Consider the following 659-nt stretch of genomic DNA (forward strand, 5'->3'; position numbering starts at 1 on the left):
CATTAGAAAGAATCATATGGAACAATTACATTTTATCACAAAACTGCTCGATATCAAAGACCCTAATATCCAGATTCTAGACATCATCAATATGAATACCTACAAAGAAATCATCGCTAAACTGGACTACGACGCCCCATCTTGCCCTGATTGCGGAAGTCAAATGAAGAAATATGACTTTCAAAAACATTCTAAGATTCCTTACCTCGAAACGACTGGTATGCCTACCAGAATTCTTCTGAAAAAGCGTCGATTCAAGTGCTATCAGTGCTCGAAAATGATGGTCGCCGAAACCTCTCTCGTCAAGAAGAATCATCAAATCCCTCGTATTATCAATCAAAAAATTGCTCAAAAGTTAATTGAAAAGACGTCTATGACTGATATTGCCCATCAGCTGGCCATTTCAACTTCAACTGTTATCCGAAAGCTCAATGATTTCCGTTTTAAGCATGATTTTTCTCGTCTTCCTGAGATTATGTCTTGGGACGAGTATGCCTTCACTAAGGGAAAGATGAGTTTCATTGCACAAGATTTTGAAAAACTCAATATCATCACCGTTCTTGAAGGCAGGACACAAACTATCATCCGAAATCACTTTCTTCGCTACGATAGAACCGTTCGCTGTCAGGTGAAAATCATTACTATGGATATGTTTAGTC

At 38.2% G+C, this 659-nt stretch carries 1 protein-coding gene; it reads left to right on the forward strand.

Annotation, left to right across the window (positions count from 1 at the left end):
- Window positions 1-16: 16 nt before the first annotated feature.
- On the forward strand, window positions 17-659 hold a 643-nt coding region (locus AB2B50_RS09675), incomplete at its 3' end, for a transposase family protein (protein ID WP_320693332.1).

The sequence above is a fragment of the Streptococcus fermentans genome (genome assembly GCF_040888305.1).
Lineage (GTDB): Bacteria > Bacillota > Bacilli > Lactobacillales > Streptococcaceae > Streptococcus > Streptococcus fermentans.